The following is a 23,880-nucleotide window of genomic DNA, read 5'->3' as shown; positions in this document are numbered from 1 at the left end:
GCGAAGCGAAGCATCCGCCTGTAATGTTCCCTGCCATAGATATGGTGCGGCAGCCGGGGAGTCGAGGACAAATACGGTGCTAAAGAAAAAACGATAAGAAATCAAAAAAGAGTGTGTCGTTGATATCAGATATATGCGGCTGTGGGAAATCCCACAGCCGTATCCTTGTGGTATTAACGTCATGCGGAAAGAAGAAGCAATATGTTTTACAAAGTTGAATATCAAAAGAGGGCGCATCAGGAAGTAGAGAAGATTTTCCGGGTGCTGCTTCCGGAACAGGGATTGGCGGTCAGGGAAGAACAGATCCGCTTGTGCCATGAAATGTTAGATACCTTGCTGGGAGAAAGAATTGCACTGTGTGACGCAGGGGTAGGAATTGGCAAGACGTACGCTTATCTGGTAGCCTGCGTACTATTGCGGAAGTATTCTATGTTGACAGGAAGAGGAAATCCGTTGGAACAGCGTCCGGTGGTGGTGTCCACTTCCAGCATTGCATTGCAGAAAGCCATAGTAACAGAATATATTCCATTTTTATCCAGGGTGCTGTTGGAACAAGGCATGATCCAGTCTCCTCTTCGGGCAGTGGTGCGGAAAGGAAAGGAACACTTTGTCTGTGACAACAGGCTGGAACAACGAATCGAGGCAATCCGCCATAAACAGAAGAATGCTGCCCAAAAAGAAGCGTTGCTGTCTTTGCGGAAACATTATGATATGGATACGGTAAAAGATTTGAGTGGATTTGACAGAAGGCTGGTATGTGTGCCGAAATTCTGCCCAAGGGAATGTCCGGGCAGACAGATGTGCCGCTATCAGAGGTATCTGGAAGAAGCCAAGAAACAGGATGTATTTATTTTAATCTGCAATCACAACTATTTACTGGCAGATGCGTATCATAGAGCAGAAGGATATAAACCGTTATTGTCGGATTATCGGACATTGATTGTAGACGAAGCCCATAAGCTGCCGGAAGCGGCCAAGCAGATGTTCGGGAAAAATCTGTGTATGGATGATATCCGGGAAATGGTGTATTATCTGGAACGGGAGCATCAGAAAGAAGAGGCAAGAATCCTTCGGACAGTGATGGGCGAAGCATTGCGTGTCGTTGGAGCAGAACAACGGATCGGAAAAGGAATCAGGGAAACATTCCGTAATACAACGAATAGTGTAGTTTCGCTGTGGGAAGGTGTAGAGATGCTGGAATTCCTTTTAGAAAAATTAGAGCGAAGTGTTCCAAAGTGGATACGGAACCGTTTGGAAGAGGCGAAGGATGTGCTAGAGTGTTTTTGCAGCAGCGATGAGAAATATGTCCGTTATCTATATTTGGATAAAGAGCAGCTTCCCATTTTGTGTGCAGCCAGCCGGGAAATCCCAGAACTGCTTCAAAAGATGTTATGGGACAGGGAAGAGGAAATATCCGCAATCTTAACCAGCGGAACGCTAAAGGCAGGAGCAGACTTTTTGCGCACCCGACAGGTCACCGGGCTGGAAGCAAGGGCAGGGGTACAGGAATATGTGGCAGAGTCCCCATTTTCCTATGAGAAGAACTGTCTGTTATACTTGCCAAAGACGCTGGAGCATTGCAGGAGAGGAAGCCGGGAAGAGGCAGTGATGATAGCAAACCATATCCATTCCCTGATCTGTTCCACTTACGGACATACGCTGGTGCTGTTTACTTCTTACACGTTGATGGGAAGTGTGTACCAGATTTTAAGAGACAGCCTGCCATTTCCCATGGTGGAAGTATGGAGGCATTCCCAGGAAGAAATCCTGCGGTTTAAGACTATGGAAAACGGGGTGCTGTTCGCAGCCGGCTCCTGTTGGGAAGGGGTGGACTTTCCGGGAGATATGGTATCTTCACTGATTATCGTGAAACTGCCTTTTGCAGTGCCGGATCCTATCAGCGAGGCGGAGAAAGAAACCTATGAATCCTTGGAAGCCTATATTCAGTCCATCATTGTGCCGGATATGCAGAAACGGTTGCGACAAGGGTTTGGAAGAGCCATCCGGACAGAAACCGATACCTGCGTAGTGTCTATTTTAGATAATAGAGCAGTACAAGGTGGCAAGTATCATGAAGATGTGCTGAATGCACTTCCAACTTGTCAGATGGCAGAAGAATTGAGAGAGGTACAGGCTTTTATCCGCAGCCGGAAGGGCGTGGAATATTATCTGTAATTGTCGGAAGAAATTCGTTTGCCGGAATTGTTGGTTATGCTTAAACTGAAACAAGTTTAACAGAGAAAGTTTAGTACAGTTTTAGAACCCTTTTGCGAGGGATTGTTGGTATTGATGAATAGACGTTTTGACATGAAGTGGGTATAATGTGTATAGCGTTAGAGGAAAGGACGGTGAATGGATATGAGAGCATACGAAGTAGAAATGATCAGAGATGGAAAAGTGAAATATTTCTTCATTCGGAATATGGAAACAATGGAGATAGAACTCCTTCCGACAAGATTTTTAACACATAAGACGCGTGCTCAAGAGTCTCCAAACACCGTAGGAAGTCTGGCGAGATCCATCTGTTACTATATGAACTTCTGCGATGGCAGACAAATGGGATTTACAGATGTCTGCCAGATGGATTATGAAGCACAATTTAATCATTTCACAGATTTCCTGCAATGGCTGAAAGCGGGAAACCATACAAAAAATCTGAAGAAAACGCCAAGAAACAGAACCTGTAACACATATCTAAAAAATGTGTTCGGGTTCTTTTCCTTTTTAGAAATGGCAGAAGATCAATTTGCCTTTGCAGGTACTCTCTTATGGCACGATCCATGTTGCGAATAGTGTGGGAGTGAAGCGAAGGTTAAGGTTTCGATCCTTTGCAGGATATTTGAAAGAAGAAGAACGGGAAGTCCGGGCTGCAGAGAAAAATGAGATCGTGACTATTTTAGAAGCGTGTACAAACTGCCGGGATCAACTGCTAATACTGATGGCGTCAGAACTGGGATTTCGGATTGGTGAATTGCTGGGGATTGATTATACAAAAGATATTGATTATGAAAATCATTCCGTTCGTGTCTGCTTCCGAGATGACAATGCTAACGATGCACGTGCAAAGAATGCAGAGGAACGGAAAGGCAGGTTAAGTGCAGACACCTATGATTTCCTGCTATTTTATATTTCGGAATACTGGGACATCCTTCGGCGTCAGAATTACCTGTTTATCAATATTACAGGTGAAACAGAAGGAAAGCCGATGCAGGTGGCAAGCGTATATGATATGTTCCATCGAATGGAAAAAAAGACAGGAATTAAGATCACGCCTCACATGCTGAGAAGATATTTCGCTAACGCAAGATGGGATTCCGGCTGGCCGCTGGAACTTGTCAGCCAGTCTCTTGGACATCGACATTTAGATACAACGACCAGATATCTGAATTTAATGGATGACAAGCTAAAACAGGCAAGTACGGAATTTTATAACAAGCATTCTGCTTTATATGGAGTGCAGGAATTATTATAAAGAATCGAGGTGATATAAGATGCCAGTGCTTTCCACGCAGGCATGGAGATTATCACAGCAAAGATTGACAGAAGAAGAGCAAATCCAATTACATAAGGAGCTGGAAACCTGTATCGAGGTGGCAGGAACAATCCGGAATAGTGTGGAAAGCTACATGACAGAAAAAGCGATCCGGCACATAGAAGAGTTGGATTATCCCTATCGGCAGGAATATGAGAACTGGTTGAATTCGGAATTGACTCGTGGAACGAAGGTGAAATATCTGACAGGATTTGATTGGATCAAACGCCATGCAATCCGAGAAAAAGCAAATACATTGCTGGGAAGAAACCAGAAGATACTATATGAAAATAAAATATGGTTTCTTCTATATTATCCAGATCAGGAAATAGCTTCCAGATTTAACAAAAGTACAGATAAAAAAGCATTGATATGGGATTTTCAACAGAAAAGTCCGGAACGGATGAAAAGGCAGATTTTTCAGAGCCTGCAGAAATTGATTACCGATGATTATAGTAACGATTACAGGGTAGAAAAATTAGGACATCTGCGATATTTTTATAACTTTTGTTCTGAAAGAGGGATTGAGGATATTGAATATCTGGAAGCCGAAGAAGAGGTCGCATTTCGGCAATATCTGATAGAACGGAAGAAAAAGCCAAATCGCATCATTGATTACTGTAGAGAAGTGCTATTTACAGAAGCGAAAGAAACCAATTGGAATGCAAATGTGTGGTATCTTTCCAGATTCTGCTTTGAAAAAGAAAGAGTGAACCAGAGCAATATGGTGCGGACAGTTACTTTTCAAACGGTAAGACATTTGCAGAATAGAAGATTATTTCAAGAATATATGAAGTATGGGATTGGGTTATCTACATTGTCTCTGAGCAGTCTTCGGGAAGAAGCTCATTATATACAGAGTTTTCTGGCTTATTATAATGAAACAGAATTTGAAGATGCCAGAAAACTGACAGGAGAAAACATTGATCGTTTCTTTAAATATATAGGAGAAAAGAAGCTGCATCCCAATACGTTCAACCGCTATGTGAAAGCAGTCGATCATTTTTACCAATATCTGCTGACACGATACCAGGTTAAAAGAATTCCTTTTCATAAAGAATATTACTTAAAGACAGAAATATACAGGCATCATGACCGTTCGGTAGATGAAGTGATTTCTAAGGAAATCTTGAAGAATCTGCAATATTTTCCGGAAGATATCCGGTTGATGTACCTACATCTTTGGGCAGTGGGGATGCGAATCAGTGAAGTTTGTACGATCAAGGCAAAAGAGTATTACAGACAGGACGATGATTACTGGATGCAGATTTATCAGGTGAAAATGAGGAATTACAAACGGATTCCTATACCGGAAGTGTTATACAGGCTGATGCAGGTATATATCAAAAAGAAACGGAGAAAGCCGGAGGATTATGTATTCCAAAATAAAAAGGGCGGTGCATTTTGCAGCTCTACCTTCCGGGAACGGATGAAAAAGTTATGTGAAACATACCAAATAGGAGATGGAACGTATATATTCCAGGCACATGGGTATCGGCATACATTAGCTACCGTATTTTATGATGAGGGAGTTCCGCTTCAAAGTGTAAGGGATTATCTAGGACATGCTTACGAAGAAATGACGCAGCAATACATTGATTATATGCCACGCTGGATTGATGAAGCAAGCAAAGCATATTTTAAGGAAACAGACAATTCGCTGTCTGTTGGATTGAAAGAGAGGTGGAAGCATGGAGGAAGTCATAGACATAAGGACACTACAATGCTACCAGAAAGCAACTGAAGAACAGCGGAAAAAATGTACCAGTAAACTATCTTTTGAAATAGGAAAACTGCCAACTTTAAAACTTCAAGAAGAATGGACATTCTATATCAAGCATTGTGGAGAAGTGAAATCTCTGAGCAGCGTCCGCCAGGAAACGGTATATTTTAAACGGGTATGTGAATTTATGAATCACCTGTCGGTAGACAGTATGAAGGTTCAGACGAAAGCAGTATGGGGACAGCAGTTTGAAAGCTGGGTTAGCGCACAAGGATTGAAGGCATACCGAGAATCCAATAAAAATAAAAACTGGAGAGAACGAACACCTATCGTTTTATACTTTCTGCATATGTTGGATTTTATTGATTCAGAAATGTCAGGACAGAGAATTTACTTCAAAGACTTAGCATGTTATCAGGAAGCCAGTGAAGAGGAACGTAAAAAGTGTGGGCGAGAGCCATACTTTGATCTGAGTTTACTGCCAACGCAACAGCTTCGGAAGGAATGGGGTGCCTACATTAAAGAAAGTGCCAGAATTTATACACTGGGAACATCATTCCAGCATCGGGTGTATTACAATCAGATCTGTAGATTTTTAAATAGCAGAATTGTTTGTGTGAAAAGTATGCGGGAGCAGTCAAAAGAGAAATGGGAATATCAGTTCAAACGATGGCTGATGACAGAAGGAATTCAGATAAACAGAAAAAGCCAAAGTGTATATAGTAAGGAAGGCATTGCAAGAAATCCTAATATTTCTTATTTGCTGCGGATGGTGGATTTTACTTGTCCGAATATTTGGGAAGATGAGACAGAAAAAGATATCTGGGAGTTGGAGAAACTTCCCATAGAGATAAAAAACAATCCGATCAAGAAAGTGAAAACATTGAATTTTACAAATATCCGGCAGCCGGATATGAGGAATGAAATAAAAAAAGGAATTTATTTACTGCTTCAGAAGGAAGCAATCGCTACGGTTACAAAGGGGATTACAGCAGGGAAACGATTAACAGAATATTTACATAAGAAGCATCCCAAAATGCAATCGCTGGGAGAATTAGACAGAGACATCTTTGAGGAATACCTGATCCATCTGAAAACGGACAGAACAAGAACGAAGTCACTGCATGGGGAAATCACAAGATTGCGGGCATTGCTGGAAGCAGTTGGAAAAACTTATAAGTATCCTATTTTGGAAAATCTGATCATTAACAGAGATATTCCACCGACTGCAAGGGCAGAATTCAGAACCTATTCTGATGAAGAATTAAAAAGACTGAATGCAGAAATTGTAAAAATGAATGAGCAGATAGCCAGGCTAATGATCCTACATCAGATGCTTGGAACACGAATCTCTGACACACTTACACTTCGGACTGATTGCCTTAGAGGGCAACCGGGAGACAGAGTGGTTCATATCCGGCAGATGAAAACGCACCCATATGAAAAACCTGTCAGCGAAGAAATAGCAATACTGATTGAGCGATCCATACAATATACAAAGAAAAAATGGGGAGAGACAGAATACATTTTTGTGAGTGACTCCGATCCGTCTTTACCGGCACAATATAATAGGATACAGACACAGGTTGTGCAGATGATACGGGAGAAAGATTTACGGGATGATTATGGAAGATTATTCGGTTTCGGAACACATATGTACCGTCATTACTATGGCGTGAAGCTGACAGAAATGCATCTGGATGATTGGACAATCGCAAGACTACTGGGACACAGCAGCGTTCACAATGTAAAATATTATCGTAAAATGAGTAATCAGATCCTGGCGGATGAAACAAGGAAAGTGCGAGAAAGGTTATCGCAGCTGATTCTGGAAAATTTAGATGGATGGGGCGAGGAATATGAACAAGTACGATACGATGTTAGCTGTAAATAAGAAGAGAAATAAGAGAAAAATTGACACAGCGAAGAAAGAAATCTATAAAATGTTGGAAAATGGTGAAAAAGTCACTGTAACAAAGCTGATAGAGCAGACAGGTTTATCAAGAGGATTTTTTTACAAAAACGAAGAAGTGCGAGCTTTGTTAGACCGGGCGGTGGAACAGCAGGCAGGTATGGCGAGTCCAAAGCGTTACATAGGAAATATCGCACAAAAAAGAAAAATTGAATTATTAGAGGAACAGAATGAAAAATTGTTAAAAGAAATGGCGGCGTTGCAGGAAGAAAACAACAGGTTAAAAAAGGCGCTTGGGAAACGAGCTTTGAATACGATTAAAAATTTGTAAAATTTGTAAAGAATGTAAAATAGCAAATTGCTGGATGGCAGACGCAGATCTATGCGTCTGTTGTCCGTTCACATAAATTTTACTTTGATTTAACAAACTGGTGGTAGTCGATTTTACATGATTTTCGTACAATGGTATCACAGCAGTAAAATGTAATGTTGTGAAAAATGAAGAAAAGATAGAAGGTATGAAAAGCAAAATGAGAAGAAATAATCGATCCCGAAGGGGAAAAATACCACAAAAAGAGTACACAAAACACGCAATTATACGCCGTACAGCCCAGTGTTTACAAGGGGTTGAGGGCATCCTACCCAAAATGGTGGATGAACCGACATCGGCGCTTGACCCGATCTCCACATCAAAGATCGAAGACCTTGCGATGGAGCTGAAAAAAGATTATACGATTGTCATGGTTACGCATAACATGCAGCAGGCAGTGCGTGTGTCTGACAATACGGCGTTTTTCCTTCTCGGAGAAGTTGTGGAATACAACAATACAGAAAAACTGTTTTCAATACCGCAAAATAAAAAGACAGAAGATTACATTACGGGAAGATTTGGTTAATTGAATATGTCGGAAAGAGATAAGAAAAGCAAGTCTGAGAAGGGCTTGCTTTTTGTAGTTCAAAGGAGGCACATTGCAAATTGATTATAAGTTCCGAAATGTATAAAAAAGCATATATAATAGTAGAAAATGCACAAGATACATATATTGCCTGATGATATAATGGGTGCATAATATACCAAAATAATTCTGAAATACCGGAAAAAATATCTACAATTCACAAAAAGAATGGAGGAAAGGAAATGAGGGATTGGAAGCGGTGGACTGCTGTACTTTTGGCAGGCTCTTTAGCGTTTACAGCTGCAGATGATATGAAATTGATTGTTCAGGCATATGAAATGCAGAATGAACAAGGACAGGAATCGTATCAGGCGGAAAGCAAAAGTAAATTGGACGATTTAAAAGAAAAAGCAGTTCTCTTTCAGGAATTTCAGGGCGAAGAACAGAGATTTGACGGAACGCGCGCCGTCGATGTCAGCGATCATGCGGAACAAATACATAAAATAGAGACGGGAAGCGTAGTGTTCAGATTTAAAGCTTCCAAAAAAGCGGACGGCGTTTTACTGGGAGCGAAAGATAAAACGATCGATCTTCCGACAGATCTTAACAGGGGAAGCGACTGTACTTCTTTCTTTATAAGGGCGAATGAAAAGTTTCGTATGGTATATAAACATACTGCGGCGGAACATGTAGGATCGGCTTCATTTTCAGATGGGAATTGGCACACTGTCGTTGTCAGCAGTCAGAATGAGAAGTCGATGCGTCTGACGATCGACGGACAGGAAATGTGGAGTAACACAGACGCAGGGAACAGAGGTCTTTTTTCAAAGCAGTCGGTTCTGGATCAGGTGACGATCGGAGCGCAGAAAACAAAAGACGGACAGGTTTACAAAGGATTTCAGGGGGAGATTTCTCACGTTATCATTACAAGTGAAACGTTGACGGACGCGGACGCGATCGCGATATCGAAACCGGAAACTTCCGGTGAGATCGCAAGCGGTTCGGCAGTGGGCGAGATGTTTCAAATTCAGTACGGCGATAACTCATGGGTATTTACAGGAGGAGAAGCCGTACAGGGAGGATTTGCCCAGACAAGAGGGGTAAGAAATTATGTAGGACAGTTTGAAGAGTATGTGCGGTGGACGAAAGCAGGAAATGAAAACGGGCGGCAGCGTTATACGATCAACACAGGAAAGGCCGGTCAGACTTTAAAAGACGTCGTTGACAATTATCAGACTTTAGTGGCGGATTACAGCCCGAAAGCGGCGGCTTATCTCGTCGGGAAAGAGGATTATCAGGCAGGAGAAGCAGGAATTGCTTCGTTTCAAGATTCATTGCGTCAATTTATCAACCTGTCATTAGGATTAAAAGAAAACGGAAAAGGATTTGCTGTGATCCAAAAGCCATTTGCAGTTAAAGATGATGCGGTAAATGCAACAATCATGCTGTACTGTAAAGCGGTAGACGAAGTTGTAAAAGAATACGAAGACGAGTCGGAGAAGCTCGATCGGATCGTTGTAGTCGATCATTTTGCACAGACAAATCAGGATGATTTTAAAAATAATAAATTAAAAGACGGTCAAACGCTGAACGCAGCGGGACATTTTGAGATCGGAAAACAGTTTTCCGCAGCTACGATCAAGACGACGGACAGTTATCCGGGAAACGGAGTGACTCTGAATCTGAAAGAAGAAGAGCAGCCGGACGTATATTTGAACGTTCTTCCGGTTGTGACGGCGGAGAATGCCGGTCTGCATGTACAGATCCCGGAAACAAATGAAACGTCGTGGAGATACGAGTTGAGTATTGGAGATAAAAAAATAACGGGAAGTGCGGATGGGAATACATTTACGATTACAGGAGCAGAATCGGGAAAAGAGTACCTTTTCAAATGTATTTCATCAGACGGAACGACACAGCTTCAAACTGTGACAGGAAAAACGGAAGCAGGCAATGTCGGAATCGCGTATGGGCAGACGCTGGATGAAAAGCAAAAAGTGCTTTCGGAAAAGCTGAAAGAAAAAGATAAGATGACATGGCTGTTCATGGGAGATTCTATTACACATGCGGCTTTGTGGACAAAAGGTTATGACGGGATCGCTCAGACTTTTGAAAAATATTTGAAAGATGAGATGGGGAGAGCTTCAGATACTGTGATCAATACGGCTGTTTCAGGAGCGACGACAACAAGTACGCTGAATAATATTGAACAGAGATTGGAAAAATATACTCCTGACGTAGTCTCGATCATGCTTGGAACGAATGATGCGGCAACAGGAGGACTTACGGCGGATATATACAAAAAGAATCTTGAGACGATCATAGAGAAGATCAGAAATAAAAATAAAGACGCGGTGATCATTTTAAGAACGCCAACGCCAATGTGGAATACCGGTTCAAGAGAAGCGAATATACCGCAGTATATTGCAAAAATGAAGCAGGTCGCAGACGAGCAGAACCTGATCTATATCGATCAGTATACGGAACTTCAAAAAGCGTTTAACGATTACGGCTGGCTGAAAAAAGATACTGTTTTATTCGGAAATAATCTGCATCCGGGCGCAAACGGACACCTTCTTATGACCAGACACTTTTTAAAAGGATGCGGATTGTGGAAAGAGGACAGCGCGATTGCCAATTTGTTTTATGAGATGCCGATCAATGAGAAAACATCTGAAATCACTCCGGAAGTTATAAAAACGCCGAACCGCATCGGCGTGTCTTTGGAAAAGCTGAAAGAAGACAGCAAGTCTCAGATAGGGGCGGTGCATCTGAAAGCGGTTTCCAAAGCATCAGGGCAGACATATGAGACAGATGCAGAAGCAGGAGAGAAGTTGATTGTTTTAAAAAACCTTCCCGAGAATCAGAAATACGAGGTAGAAGTGTCTGCATGGCTGAAAGACCGGGCGGAAAAAACAGTATTTCAAAAACAGGAGATTGAATTAAATAATACGCTTGAGGAAGCATTTGATATTTGTTTGAGTGATGAAAAAGTAGAAAACTTGAATGAAGGAACAACGGTGGGAACATTCACAGTTAATGAGATGGCTCCTGAAGGAAACTATGTTTTCTCTCTTTGCACAGGAGAAGGCGACACTCATAATCCATATTTTGCGATAGAAAACGGAGTGTTGAAAACAGCAAAGAAACTGGAGGAAGGAAAGACATATACGATCCGGCTGAAAGCAAAAAATGCAGAGGCTGAAAAAGAAAAAATATTTAAAATATACGCGGTAGGCAGAGGATTGGTTTTCAGAAAAGAGGATCAGAAGATCGCAGTAGGATCACCGGTAGAATTAAGTACAAAAGATTACGCAGAAAAATTGATGAAGCTGGAAGAAGGTACGATTTTAGTACACTATACATCGACAAGCGATCAGGCAATTCAGTCTTTGTTTAGTGTTTCCAATGCAAAAGCAGGACATGAAAACAGACATTTTCATGTTTATATCAGACCTGAAGGAGTACTTGGCTGCGAAATCAGAAATGAGAGCGCGATGAATTATGGATTTAAAGCGGCAAATGCAGTGAAGGCAGATTATAAAGGAAAACCTGCAGAAAATATAATTGCGCTTCAGGCAGATAAAGAAAAAGGAACGTATCAGTTGTTTGCAAACGGAGAGAAAGTGCTGACGGTAGACGCCGCTGCATTGGGAGGATACCGCTTTATTTCTGAAATTACGGGATTAGATACTGTTTCTCTGGGGGCAACAAAAAGGGGAGGAATTAATAAATATACTTTCGGAGGAAATATCCATAAGATCGAAGTGTATGAGACTCCTTTAACAGATGAAGAACTGATCGAGGAAACGAAGAAGACCGCATATCCTGAATTACAGCAGATTTTCCATAAAAATGACGGAACAGGCGCGAACTATTACCGGATTCCGGCGCTTTTGACACTGAAAAGCGGTACAGTGATCAGCGCGGCAGACGCAAGGTTTGGCGGTACGCACGATTCACCGAATAATATTGATATTGCAGTGGCAAGAAGCGAAGATGGAGGAAAGAACTGGAGCAAGCCGGAGCTTCCATTCCACTATGAGGATTATGAAGATAATACATTAGAAATTCCGGTAGGAACGCAGACGAGAGTAAATCAAAGCGCATCATTTATCGATCCGGTTCTTTTGCAGGACGAAGAGACAGAACGTGTATTTTTGATATCGGACGCTATGGCGGCTGGATATGGTTCTCCGCAGGCAGTTACAGGAAGCGGATATAAAGAAATTCAAGGGAAAAAATACTTGAAACTGCAAAAGGCAGGAGAAACAGATTATAATTATACAGTGAGGGAGAATGGTGTTATCTATAATGATACAACGAATCAGCCGACAGAGTATTCTCTGAACAGTAATTTTGAAATTTTGAAGGATAATGTATTGCAGACAGTCAAACAAAAATCGTCAAGATTCGATCCTACGAACGGTTCGGGACAGCTTGTAACAGATGAGACAGACAAAGACGTTCCGATGAACATTATGTATGCAGATGCAGTATTCAAAGCATTGCCTACGACATGGCTGTATATGAAGTACAGTGATGATGACGGAAAAACATGGTCTGATCCGATACTTTTAAACGGAATGGTCAAAGCAGAAGATTCAAGAGTGCTTGTCACAGGTCCGGGAAGAGGCATGCAGATTAAAAACGGAGAATATAAGGGGCGGTTGATCGTACCGGTTTATGATACGGCACAGTCGGGAATTATTTACAGCGACGATCATGGAGCAACATGGAATTATGCAAAAGGACCGTCTACGAAGAAAGCGGCGATGTCAGAATCACAGATCGTAGAAATGCCGGATGGAACGCTTCGTGTTTATGCGAGATCAACAGGTTCTAAGATAGCGGAAGCAGTGAGCCTGGACGGAGGAAAAACATGGACAGAAGCGGCGTATGTACCGGGAATGACCCAGCCGGGATGGGGATCGCAGTTATCCGTGATCCGCTATGGCGGTCTGATAGAAGGAAAGCCGGCGCTGATCATGTCCACTCCTGCCGGTGTGGGAAATTATCGAAGAGACGGAAGAGTCAAGATCGGTTTGATCACAGATACCGGAAAAGAAGGAAGTGAAAAATATAAAATTGATTGGACTTACGATTATTCGGTAGACAGTAAGAATGCAGGGTTTGCATATTCCTGCCTGAGCGAACTTCCGAATCACCAAATCGGTCTGATGTATGAAAAGTATGATTCTTACAATCCGGCAGAATTACATTCACAGGATATTATGAAATATGAAGAACTGTCCTTATCAGAATTAATGGGAAAAGAAGTTGTGGAAATCATACCGCAGACAGAAGGAAAGGGAACTGTTTCCCAAAGAAATACTGTGAAAAAGGGAAGCAAGATTACAATCGAAGCATATCCGGAAGAAGGATATCAATTTGTCCGTTGGGAAGATGAAAAAGGAAACCCGGTAAGCGAACAGGAAAAATATACGTTTGATGCAAAAGAAAGCGCCGCTTTTACGGCTGTATTTGAACAGGAAAAAGAAGAAGTCGATAAGTCTCATCTTAAAGAGGCAATCCGGCATGCAGAAGAACAGATGCAAGATGAAAAATATCAGGATGTAATTCCGGTTGTGCGCGAAGAGTATGAGGAAGCGTATAAAAATGCAAAAGCGATTGATGAGAAGCCGGATGCAACAAGCGAAGAAGTGGAGACAGCGTATAAGACACTGATAGAAGTCGGGAAAAGGCTGACTATGTATAAAGGAGATCTTACAGAACTTCAGGCGGCATATGACTTATATGCAGGCAAAGATTTGAGTATTTATACACAAGACAGTAAAACGGTTCTGGAAGAAGCTTTAAAAGAGGCGGAAAAAGTCTTAAAGCTTGGAGAAAATGCAGTAAAAGAAGATGTGAATGAGGCATTGGAAAAACTGCAAAAAGCGATAGAAGGTCTGGAAAAATCGGAGCCGAATCCACCGACAGATCCGGAATTCCCGACAGATCCGGATTCCGGTAATACAGATATTGTGAATCCAGATAATTCACTGTCGCCGGACGATACACCGTCAACGAATGGAACACCATCGGCAAGCGATGAAAAGGCTGTTGCGACAGGAGATAAGGAAACGCCGGTCGGATGGACGACCTTAGGATTTGCGGCAATGCTTGCGGCGGCAGGCAGATTCTTAGGCAGAAAGAAAAGGCGGTAAGCCTGACTGACAGAATAAAAACATAATTTTACCTCCCTGCACTTCTGATAATAAAGTCGGAAGTGGAAGGAGGAGAAGATCAAGTATAAGTCTTGATAATTTCTTCGGCAATGGATCGCTTTGGAATACAGCGATCCATTGCCTGTTTTTCTATGTAGCGGTGAGCTTCCGGTTCACTCATAGAAAGTTCACTGATCAAAAACCATTTCGCTTTGTTGACCAGACGGATTTCCGCCATTTTTTCCTCGATGGATAAAGATTTCTTTTCAAGCTGCCTTAAACGCTCGCGGGAACTTTCCATCCAGCTTAACGCCTGAAGGAGGGTCGGTTTTGAAGTTGGCTTTGGAAGTGTAAACACTCCATATTCGGCAACCTTGTCATGAATATCAGAGTGAATATCCCGTTTTACTAAAAGCAGAACGGCGATCTGTCTGGAGGAACAAAGGTCGATCGCAAAACGAACGCCGATATCATCAGACAGAGGAGAATTGATAATGACAAAATCGAAAGACTTTTCTTTTAACATTCGTTTCGCTGCGCTGACACTTGAAGCCGTAAGAACAGGATAATACCGGATTTCAGGAAGAGAGCCGATAAAGGCAGAGGCAAAACTGTCTGTCGAAGATACAACAAGAATACTGTATGTACGCTCTTTTAGACTCATTTTATGCTCTCCTTTCTTTGGAACTCGTATAAATTACTGTTTGCAATAAATGTTTAAGATCGCGTCAGGTATATATTTCTTGATAAAAGAACTGTTTGCGGCAAGAAAACAGGCTGTTTTAAAGTCTTTCGGAAGTTGGCCAAAGCGCGCAAGCGTATCTTTATCAGCCCGATACAGATTGATATCGGCAGGAGCGGGGAGCTCTGTTTTATTACGGATTCCGTCGAGGACCGCGTAAATGATCAAGGCAAACGCCAGGTAGGTGTTGGTGGACGGATCAGGAGAACGAAGCTCTACGCGCTGATATTCGCCCAGCGCCGCGGGAACACGGACGAGCTGGGAACGGTTCTCTTTTGACCAAGAGATGTAGAGCGGCGCTTTATTTTGTCCAAAACGTTCATAGGAATTTTCAAGCGGATTCAAAAAAAGAGTCATCTCCGAGATTTTATCCAGAATACCGGCAATTACAGCGTCCATATAATTAAATTCGCGATCGGATTTGACGGAAATGTTAATATGAAAACCATTGCCGGGCTGATCACGAAGGGGTTTTGGGGAAAAATCGGCACAGAGACCGTTTCTTAACGCAACAGCTTTAACTACAGTCTGAAAAGTCAAGGCGTTATCGGCCGCCGTCATAGGGTCGGAGTAGCGAAAATCGATCTCATTTTGCCCCGGTCCTTGTTCGTGGTGGGAACTTTCGGGATGAATGCCCATTTGTTCAAGAGTCAGACAGATCTCTCGTCTGATATTTTCACCTTTGTCTTCCGGAGCGATATCCATATATCCGGCATGATCATATGGGATCATGGTAGGTTCGCCAAAGTCGTCTGACCGGAAAAGATAGAATTCCTGTTCCGTACCAAAAGAAAATTGCAATCCCTCTTCAGAGGCTGCTTTAATGGCTTTTTCCAGAAGCGCACGGGAATCATACTCAAAAGGCGTGCCGTCTTGATGCGTGATATGACAGAACATCCGAACTACACTGCCTTCTTCCGGTCTCCAGGGAAGAGGCATCAAAGTATCCGGTTCTGGATGAAGAAATAGATCTGAATGAGTCTCATCACCAAATCCATCGATGGCGGACGCGTCAATGGCGATACCGTAAGAAAAGGCTCTTTGAAGCTCATCAGGCATGATGGATATGTTTTTCTGTTTTCCGAAAACGTCGCAGAAAGCCAGACGGATAAACTTAACGTCCTCTTCCTGAACATACTGTATAATTTCTTGCTGGGAATATTTCATAGTCTTCCACCTCTTTCACGTTAATTTGCTACATACATCTGTTTATACGGATTCTTGCTGTTCGGGGTGACAAGAGTAAAAGGAGAGGAGAGAATGGTTTTCAGGTCATAGTGAAAATCGCTGCAATATTCCTTCAGATCATCCATGATTCCCTGCAAGTCTTCAAAAGAAGCAATATCTGCCGTCACCTGCGGAGGAAATTTCAGATTCCTGCAGTCGCCCCGCAGAAACAGCTTTCCGCCGTGCATACCGGTACAGGGGAAATTGCCGATGATCGGATGATGATCTTCCTGTAATCCTAATACAATCAGAATCCCTCCGGCCTGATATTCCCCCAGAAAACTGCCGGCGCATCCTCCGATAATCATTATCGGAACTTTCTTTTTATATTCTTTCATATGAATGCCCGCCCGGTAGCCGGCATGGTCGCGAACATAAATTTTACCGCCTCTCATAGCGTATCCGGCCGCATCTCCGGCGCTGCCATGAATCAAAATCTTTCCTGCGTTCATCGTATCGCCTACGGCGTCCTGCGCATTTGCGTTTACGGTAATAGAGGCGTTATTTAGGTAGGCGCCGAGAGCATTGCCGGAAATTCCATTGACGGTAATATTCAGGTCAGACATTCCGGCGCCGATAAAGCGCTGTCCGCAGCAGCCTTCGATCACATAATCGTGTTCCGGCTGCCGAAGGACTTCGTTTAAAGTTTTATAATCTAGTGCAGCAGCATCTATCACTTTCATAGTATAACACATCTCCTTGATAAAATGATATTGTTTTTATTCTCCGGCATGGGAAATGCCAAGTATTTCAAGTTCTTTTTCGTTTAGCCCGATTCCGCGGAGCATAAGACGGTTGCCCCGGAGAGCTTCGATGGAGTTAATTCCCATACCTCCCATAAGTTCTTTGATTTCATGTTTCCAGGCAGTCATCAGATTGATAAGCCGACGGCTTCCCGTCTGCGGATCAAGTCTTTCCACAAGTTCAGGATTCTGCGTGGCGATCCCCCAGTTACACTTGCCGCTTTGACACGTGCGGCAGAGATGACACCCAAGAGCCAGAAGCGCGGCTGTTGCAACATAACAGGCGTCCGCTCCAAGGGCTACTGCTTTTACCACATCGGAAGCGCTGCGGATACTGCCGCCTGCTACGAGCGAAACGTGATTTCGGATTCCTTCATCACGAAGCCTCTGATCCACTGCCGCCAGAGCGAGCTCTACAGGGATTCCCACATTGTCGCGTATTCTGGTAGGAGCGGCGCCGGTGCCTCCGCGGAAGCCGTCGATAGCGATAATGTCCGCGCCGCTGCGTGCAATTCCGCTGGCGATGGCTGCGATATTATGGACAGCCGCCACTTTTACGATAATCGGTTTTTTGTATTCCGTAGCCTCTTTCAGAGAACAGACCAGCTGCCGCAGATCTTCAATAGAATAGATATCATGATGAGGCGCGGGGGAGATGGCGTCAGAGCCTTCAGGGATCATTCTGGTGCGGGACACGTCTCCTACAATTTTAGTTCCCGGAAGATGCCCTCCGATTCCCGGTTTTGCGCCCTGTCCCATTTTGATCTCAATGCCGGCGCCGGCGTTTAAATATTTTTCATGAACGCCAAAGCGTCCTGACGCTACCTGTACAATGGTGTTTTCTCCATAGCAATAAAAATCTTCATGGAGACCACCTTCTCCTGTATTATATAAAATCCCAAGCTCTTTTGCAGCGAGAGCCAGTGATTTGTGCGCATTATAACTGATAGAGCCATAGCTCATGGCGGAGAACATGACCGGCATAGAGAGTTCCAGCTGCGGGGGAAGCTCACAGTCTAAAGAACCGTCCGCCATCCGATGCACTTGTTCCGGTTTCTTTCCAAGATAAATCCGGGTTTCCATAGGCTCTCTTAGAGGGTCGATGGGAGGGTTGGTTACTTGCGAAGCATTGATTAAGATGCGATCCCAATAAACGGGAAGAGGATTTGGGTTTCCCATGGAAGAGAGCAGGACTCCGCCGCTGTTTGCCTGTTTATAAATTTCTTTCATCATATTTTCCGACCAGTTGGCATTTTCGCGTAGAGAACAGTCGCTCTTTACGATTTTTAAAGCTCTGGTGGGACAAAAGGAAACACATCTTTGGCAGTTTACACAGTTGCTTTCGTCACATACCATCTGTTTGGTTTCACTATTGTAGGAATGTACGCCATTGGCGCATTGCTGCTGGCAGATACGGCAGGTAATGCAGCGGTTTTCATTTCGGATCACTTCAAACTCAGGGTAGATAAATTCAATGCTCATAATAAAACACCTTCCTTTACTGTTACGATAACCGGTTCTCCGCCGGCGGGAGCCCAGATATTTTCGGCATCCGGTTCCATGGCTCGGATGGCTGTTTCTTCACTGGCAATATAAACCATATCTTTTTTTTCTCCTACGACCATGGAGCGGAGCTTCAGCCGGTCATTGAGCGCCATAAGCCCTCCGTTGAAACCGAAAACAATGGAGAAAGGTCCGGTGATCAGAAGGCTGGGGAACAGAGTTCGTAAGTAAGTGTGCTTTTTCTGATCTGCAAGATCTGTTTTTGCTGCAATGGTGCTCCAAAAGGGGGCGGCAATTACGCTGGCAGCTTCTCCAAGAGTCAGATTCTGCCTGCGGAGCAGATAGTCTAAAATATACGTGATGACTTCCGTATCCGTCTGAAGGGTACACTTATATCCAAACATTTCCATAAAACGGCGGTTGGCATCATAGGAAGAAATTTCACCGTTATGTACAACGGAAGAATCCAGAAGAGCAAAGGGGTGAGCTCCGCCCCACCAGCCCGGAGTATTGGTAGGATAGCGGCCGTGGGCAGTCCAGGAATATCCCTCGTATTCGTCTAATTTATAGAAAATACCGATGTCTTCCGGGTATCCCACTGCTTTGAAAGTTCCCATGTTTTTGCCGCTGGAAAAGACATAAGCTCCCGGCATCTCCGTATTGATCTTCATGACTGTACGTACCACATATTCCTTTTCATCCAGCTGCATAGACGTCAGAAGAGACTTCAAAGGAGCTACAAAGTATCTCCAGATGATAGGCTCATCTGTGATCAGAGGCGTTTTTCTTGTGGGGATAATTTCTGACTGTACGATCTCAAACCGTTCTTTTAAAAACGCCTCGCATCCTTTTCTGGCAGCTCTGCTGTCAAAAAACATATGAAAGGCATAAAAGTCTTTATATTCCGGATAGATTCCATAACCGGCAAATCCGCCGCCAAGACCATTGGATCGGTCATGCATGGGTTTCATAGCATTTGTGATCGTTTCCCCGGACATTTTATTCCCGTCTCTGGAAATCATAGCTGCGATGGCACATCCTGAAGGAATCCTTACCTGACCTTCTGTTTTCATTTTCCATTTCATTCCTTTCTTTTTGATCTTATACAATAAAAACAAAGACGCTCATTTTGAAAGCAGAAAAATTCTGATTCCTAAATGAACGCCTTTGCTCATATGCATACTTATACAACGATTAGGAATGTTTGTCAATCATAATTTGATTGAGTTTTTGCAGAACGATGCGCGGATTCCTTTATCTTTCTTATTTCATATGTGTTTCCGTAAGTGGTTTTCGCAGGCTGAACGGTTATAATTGTACTTGTAAAAATACAAAAAAAGGAATTGACAAAGAGGTTTGTCCGGTGTTATCATGCAACACGTAAAGGCAAGGGCGTCTTTGAGAACACAATCTCAGAGACGCTTTTTCCGTTGTTGCAAAGAAACAGATAGAAAAAGGCAAGGGCGTCTTTCATGTGGATAGCAGGAAAGGCATCCTTGTCTTTTTTCGTGCGAAAGGAGTGTCGTTATGAAGAAGAAAAATGTTTCCAAATATTTTGGCTGTATGGTGTTTGATGACAGGGTTATGAAGGCAAGTTTATCTTCAAAAGTATATCAGTCATTGAGAAAAACCATTGATGAAGGTGAACAATTAGACAGCAGCGTAGCAGACGTTGTGGCAGAAGCTATGAAAGAATGGGCTGTATCGAAAGGCGCAACACATTACACACACTGGTTTCAGCCGCTGACCGGAATCACAGCAGAAAAACATGACAGCTTTATTTCTCCTTCTCCAAACGGAGGCGTTATCATGGAATTTTCGGGTAAGGAACTGATCAAAGGAGAGCCGGATGCCTCTTCCTTCCCTTCCGGAGGTTTAAGAGCTACCTTTGAGGCAAGAGGATATACCACATGGGATCCGACTTCCTATGCGTTTATTAAAGGAAAAACCTTATGTATTCCCACAGCTTTTTGTTCTTATGGAGGAGAAGCGTTGGACAAGAAAACGCCGCTGCTTCGTTCCATGAAGGCATTGAATAAGCAGGCGCTTCGGATTCTCCGTCTGTTCGGCAATGAAAAGGTATCATACGTTATTACTTCTGTAGGACCGGAACAAGAATACTTCCTGATTACAAAAGAAATGTATGATCAAAGAAAAGATCTTCAATTTACAGGACGCACTTTATTTGGAGCAAGACCTCCGAAAGGACAGGAGATGGATGACCATTATTTCGGTGTGATCAAGCCAAGAGTAGAGGCTTACATGGCGGACTTAAATGAGGAACTCTGGAAGCTTGGAATCCTTGCAAAGACACAGCACAATGAAGTGGCTCCGGCACAGCATGAGCTGGCGCCGATCTACACAACGACCAACATTGCTACGGATCACAACCAGCTGACGATGGAAATCATGCAAAAAGTAGCCGCACGGCATGGATTGGTTTGTCTTCTTCATGAGAAACCGTTTGCAGGAGTGAATGGAAGCGGAAAACATAATAACTGGTCCATCTCCACTGATACAGGCGTAAACCTGCTGTCGCCGGGAGAAACACCTTATGAGAATGCGCAGTTTTTACTGTTTCTGTGCGCAGTGATCAAAGCGGTGGATGATTATCAGGATCTGCTGAGGCTGTCTGTTGCAACCGCAGGAAACGATCATCGTCTGGGAGCAAATGAAGCGCCGCCGGCTGTTGTGTCCATGTTTCTGGGCGATGAGCTGAACGGAGTCTTAGAGGCGATTGAAAAAGATATTCCTTATGAAGGAGCGGAAAAAACACAGATGAAGCTGGGTGTGGATGTCCTTCCGAAATTCAATCGGGATACTACGGACAGAAACCGTACTTCACCTTTTGCTTTCACAGGAAATAAGTTTGAATTCCGTATGTTGGGATCTTCCAACAGTATCGCATGCGCCAACATGATGCTTAACAGCGCAGTGGCGGAAAGCCTGAAGATCTATGCGGACAGACTGGAAAAAGCAGAGAATTTTGAAGAAACCCTTCATGCCATGATCCGCAAGACGATCAAAGATCACAAGAGGATTATTTTCAATGGAAACGGTTATGACGATGCATGGATAAAAGAAGCAACGGAAAAGCGCGGACTGATGAACTATCCGTCAACGCCGGACTGTATGCCGCATCTGCTGGATGAAAAAAATGTCAGGATGCTTACTTCACATAAAGTATTCTCCAAGGCGGAACTGGAATCAAGATGCGAGATTATGCTGGAAAACTACTGTAAGACGATCGTAATAGAAGCAAATACTATGGTGGATATGGTTAAAAGAGAGATCATTCCGGCTGTGGAAGCCTACGCAATGGAACTGGCAAGGACAGCTTCTGCGAAGAAACGTGTCGATGAGACATTGGCATGCCGTTATGAAAGCGGCCTGATAAAAAAACTCTCTACACTTACAGACCAGATGGCAGTCAGGACGGATGCATTGGAAACAGCTCTGATAGAACTTCAGGACGTGAAGGATATTGTGGCGCAGTCTTATCAGATCCGGGATACAGTATTGACCAGAATGCAGGAGTTACGAATTGCCTGTGATGAAGCGGAAACCGTTACAGCAAAAAAATACTGGCCGTTCCCAACCTACGGGGATCTGCTTTTCAGCGTAAAATAGCAAAGATAACAAAAAGGGAGGGGTTATCATGTACAGTTCTGTAAATACAATCTGGGTATTATTTGGCACAGCTCTGGTCTTCTTTATGCAGGCAGGTTTTTCCTTGTGTGAAGCGGGATTTATAAGAGCGAAAAACACCGGAAATATTCTGATGAAAAACCTGATGGATTTCTGCATTGGAACACCGGCATTCTGGCTGGTAGGATTCAGACTGATGTTTGGAAAAGGTTCCGGAATCATTGGCAGCTTTGACCCGCTGATCCGGGGCGAGTACAGCCAGGCGCTTCCTTCAGGCGTTCCTCTGTGGGCGTTTGCGATCTTCCAGACTGTCTTTTGTGCGACATCCGCCACGATTGTGTCAGGAGCAATGGCAGAGAGAACAAAATTCAGCGCTTACTGTATTTATTCTGCAGCGATCTCACTTCTGATCTATCCGGTTTCTGGCCACTGGATCTGGGGAGGAGGATGGCTTTCCCAGATGGGATTCCATGATTTTGCAGGATCTACAGCCGTACATATGGTAGGAGGCATCTGCGCTATGATCGGTGCGAAAATCTTAGGTCCGCGTATTGGAAAATACGATAAAAACGGAAAACCGCAGGCGATTTTAGGGCATAACCTTACATTTGCAGCGCTTGGCGTCTTTATCCTCTGGTTCTGCTGGTTTGGATTTAACGGAGCTTCTACGGTAGGTATGGACAGTGATGCCCTGATAGAAACAGCGGGAAGGGTATTCTTTAATACTAACCTGGCAGCTGCTGTCGCCTGCTGCGCGGCTTTGATTTTCACCTGGATACGTTACAAGAAACCGGATGTCTCTATGACTTACAATGCAGCATTGGCAGGTCTGGTAGGCATTACAGCGGGCTGCGATGCGGTAGATGCGGTCGGCGCGGCGGTCATTGGAGTTGTCTGTGGAATCCTGATTGTACTGGCGATAGAATTTTTTGATAAAATTGCAAAAATAGACGACCCTGTAGGCGCTGTTTCCGTACACTGTGTCTGCGGCGCTGCAGGAACGGTTCTGACCGGTCTGTTTGCCACAGGGGAGACTACAGAGGCAGGACTTTTCTATGGAGGCGGCGCGCACTTTCTGGGAATCCAGGTATTAGGCGTGCTTGCTGTAGCAGCGTATGTTGCGGTGGTTATCACCATTGTATTTTTAGCAATTAAACATACCATCGGGCTGCGTGTAAAACCGGAAGAAGAGCTTGCCGGATTGGATGTTTCGGAACATGGACTGTTTACCGCATATGCCGGATTTTCTATGCTGCCGGACACCATTGCGGAGGATGTGGACACCAATACGGTCTTTGCCATGGGAGATGTGCCGGAAGCTGAAGCTGTACCGGTGAAGACGGTTCCTGCATTTGAAGAAGGAACGCCGAAATTCACGAAGGTGGAAATTGTCTGCAAGGAATCAAAGCTTGAGGCATTAAAAGCGGCAATGATGAATCTGGGAATTACAGGCATGACCGTATCGCACGTTCTTGGATGCGGCGTACAGAAAGGAAAACCGGAGTATTACCGCGGCGTACAGATTGAGGCAAACCTGCTTCCGAAAATCCAGGTAGAAATCGTGGTGAGCAAAGTTCCTGTCCGCAGTGTTATCGAAACGGCTAAGAAAGTGCTTTATACAGGACATATCGGAGACGGTAAGATTTTCGTTTATGATGTGGAAAATGTTGTAAAAATCAGAACCGGTGAAGAGGGCTTTGATGCTCTGCAGGATGTAGAATAAATTTAAAATAAGGGAACTGTTTACAGCGCGCATGGAACAGTTCCCGAAAAATGGAGGTAAA

12 protein-coding genes and 2 pseudogenes are annotated in these 23,880 nt (G+C 43.7%); 9 read left to right on the top strand and 5 right to left on the bottom strand.

Going from position 1 to position 23,880, the window contains the following annotated elements:
• Window positions 1-201: 201 nt before the first annotated feature.
• The 7 genes and pseudogenes from ACH9UM_RS07555 (at window position 202) to ACH9UM_RS07525 (ending at window position 14,233) form a co-directional block, all read left to right on the top strand.
• Entirely contained in the window at window positions 202-2,175 is a 1,974-nt protein-coding gene (locus tag ACH9UM_RS07555) for an ATP-dependent DNA helicase (RefSeq protein ID WP_009243181.1), read from the top strand.
• 183 nt (window positions 2,176-2,358) lie between these two features.
• Window positions 2,359-3,472: pseudogene (locus ACH9UM_RS07550) on the top strand (tyrosine-type recombinase/integrase).
• 19 nt (window positions 3,473-3,491) lie between these two features.
• Complete coding sequence (locus ACH9UM_RS07545; RefSeq protein WP_009243179.1) at window positions 3,492-5,276, top strand: tyrosine-type recombinase/integrase; 1,785 nt, start codon at window positions 3,492-3,494, stop codon at window positions 5,274-5,276.
• A complete protein-coding gene (locus ACH9UM_RS07540) occupies window positions 5,224-7,149 on the top strand; it encodes a tyrosine-type recombinase/integrase (protein ID WP_009321385.1) in 1,926 nt (641 codons plus the stop codon). The genes ACH9UM_RS07545 and ACH9UM_RS07540 overlap by 53 nt, the downstream gene beginning before the upstream one ends.
• Window positions 7,115-7,498: a DUF6262 family protein gene (locus ACH9UM_RS07535; protein WP_337412718.1), complete on the top strand. Its 384-nt coding sequence runs from the start codon at window positions 7,115-7,117 to the stop codon at window positions 7,496-7,498. Before ACH9UM_RS07540 ends, ACH9UM_RS07535 begins: the two co-directional genes overlap by 35 nt.
• A 316-nt stretch (window positions 7,499-7,814) precedes the next feature.
• Window positions 7,815-8,063, top strand: a pseudogene (gene pstB / locus ACH9UM_RS07530) (phosphate ABC transporter ATP-binding protein); the annotation flags it as partial.
• A gap of 242 nt (window positions 8,064-8,305) precedes the next feature.
• Complete coding sequence (locus ACH9UM_RS07525; protein WP_400091047.1) at window positions 8,306-14,233, top strand: sialidase domain-containing protein; 5,928 nt, start codon at window positions 8,306-8,308, stop codon at window positions 14,231-14,233.
• A gap of 79 nt (window positions 14,234-14,312) precedes the next feature.
• On the opposite strand, the gene ACH9UM_RS07520 is transcribed toward ACH9UM_RS07525, so the two are convergent.
• Genes ACH9UM_RS07520 through ACH9UM_RS07500 form a run of 5 tightly spaced genes read right to left on the bottom strand, consistent with a single transcriptional unit; the run spans window position 14,313 to window position 19,521 of the window.
• Window positions 14,313-14,897, bottom strand: a complete 585-nt coding sequence (locus ACH9UM_RS07520; protein WP_009243173.1) for an ANTAR domain-containing response regulator — start codon at window positions 14,895-14,897, stop codon at window positions 14,313-14,315.
• A gap of 33 nt (window positions 14,898-14,930) precedes the next feature.
• Window positions 14,931-16,142: a glutamine synthetase family protein gene (locus tag ACH9UM_RS07515; protein ID WP_004845337.1), complete on the bottom strand. Its 1,212-nt coding sequence runs from the start codon at window positions 16,140-16,142 to the stop codon at window positions 14,931-14,933.
• A gap of 20 nt (window positions 16,143-16,162) precedes the next feature.
• Window positions 16,163-16,885, bottom strand: a complete 723-nt coding sequence (locus ACH9UM_RS07510) for a glutamate synthase (protein WP_400091045.1) — start codon at window positions 16,883-16,885, stop codon at window positions 16,163-16,165.
• Window positions 16,886-16,921: 36 nt separating this feature from the next.
• The gene (locus tag ACH9UM_RS07505) at window positions 16,922-18,427 is read right to left on the bottom strand and encodes a glutamate synthase-related protein (RefSeq protein ID WP_009243172.1); all 1,506 of its coding nucleotides are present in this window, start codon (window positions 18,425-18,427) and stop codon (window positions 16,922-16,924) included.
• Window positions 18,424-19,521, bottom strand: coding sequence for a glutamine amidotransferase family protein (locus tag ACH9UM_RS07500; RefSeq protein WP_009243171.1), 1,098 nt, complete (start codon window positions 19,519-19,521; stop codon window positions 18,424-18,426). The genes ACH9UM_RS07505 and ACH9UM_RS07500 overlap by 4 nt, the downstream gene beginning before the upstream one ends.
• Window positions 19,522-19,975: 454 nt before the next feature.
• Here ACH9UM_RS07500 and ACH9UM_RS07495 point away from each other — a divergent pair, with 454 nt between their 5' ends.
• Window positions 19,976-22,078, top strand: a complete 2,103-nt coding sequence (locus ACH9UM_RS07495) for a glutamine synthetase III (protein ID WP_004845342.1) — start codon at window positions 19,976-19,978, stop codon at window positions 22,076-22,078.
• Between the two features lie 28 nt (window positions 22,079-22,106).
• A complete protein-coding gene (locus ACH9UM_RS07490) occupies window positions 22,107-23,819 on the top strand; it encodes an ammonium transporter (RefSeq protein ID WP_009243170.1) in 1,713 nt (570 codons plus the stop codon).
• Window positions 23,820-23,880: the final 61 nt, after the last annotated feature.

It is taken from the genome of Mediterraneibacter torques (assembly GCF_044591705.1).
In the GTDB taxonomy this organism is placed as follows: domain Bacteria; phylum Bacillota; class Clostridia; order Lachnospirales; family Lachnospiraceae; genus Mediterraneibacter; species Mediterraneibacter torques.
The sequence above is the reverse complement of the archived record's forward strand: the minus strand, read 5'-3'. Positions and strand labels throughout refer to the sequence as shown.

Bases quoted from the DNA above. Each gene is read 5' to 3' on its own strand.
- ACH9UM_RS07555 (WP_009243181.1), top strand. From the start codon at position 202: ATGTTTTACAAAGTTGAATATCAAAAGAGGGCGCATCAGGAAGTAGAG.
- ACH9UM_RS07545 (WP_009243179.1), top strand. From the start codon at position 3,492: ATGCCAGTGCTTTCCACGCAGGCATGGAGATTATCACAGCAAAGATTG.
- ACH9UM_RS07540 (WP_009321385.1), top strand. From the start codon at position 5,224: ATGGAGGAAGTCATAGACATAAGGACACTACAATGCTACCAGAAAGCA.
- ACH9UM_RS07535 (WP_337412718.1), top strand. From the start codon at position 7,115: ATGAACAAGTACGATACGATGTTAGCTGTAAATAAGAAGAGAAATAAG.
- ACH9UM_RS07525 (WP_400091047.1), top strand. From the start codon at position 8,306: ATGAGGGATTGGAAGCGGTGGACTGCTGTACTTTTGGCAGGCTCTTTA.
- ACH9UM_RS07520 (WP_009243173.1), bottom strand. From the start codon at position 14,897: ATGAGTCTAAAAGAGCGTACATACAGTATTCTTGTTGTATCTTCGACA.
- ACH9UM_RS07515 (WP_004845337.1), bottom strand. From the start codon at position 16,142: ATGAAATATTCCCAGCAAGAAATTATACAGTATGTTCAGGAAGAGGAC.
- ACH9UM_RS07510 (WP_400091045.1), bottom strand. From the start codon at position 16,885: ATGAAAGTGATAGATGCTGCTGCACTAGATTATAAAACTTTAAACGAA.
- ACH9UM_RS07505 (WP_009243172.1), bottom strand. From the start codon at position 18,427: ATGAGCATTGAATTTATCTACCCTGAGTTTGAAGTGATCCGAAATGAA.
- ACH9UM_RS07500 (WP_009243171.1), bottom strand. From the start codon at position 19,521: ATGAAAACAGAAGGTCAGGTAAGGATTCCTTCAGGATGTGCCATCGCA.
- ACH9UM_RS07495 (WP_004845342.1), top strand. From the start codon at position 19,976: ATGAAGAAGAAAAATGTTTCCAAATATTTTGGCTGTATGGTGTTTGAT.
- ACH9UM_RS07490 (WP_009243170.1), top strand. From the start codon at position 22,107: ATGTACAGTTCTGTAAATACAATCTGGGTATTATTTGGCACAGCTCTG.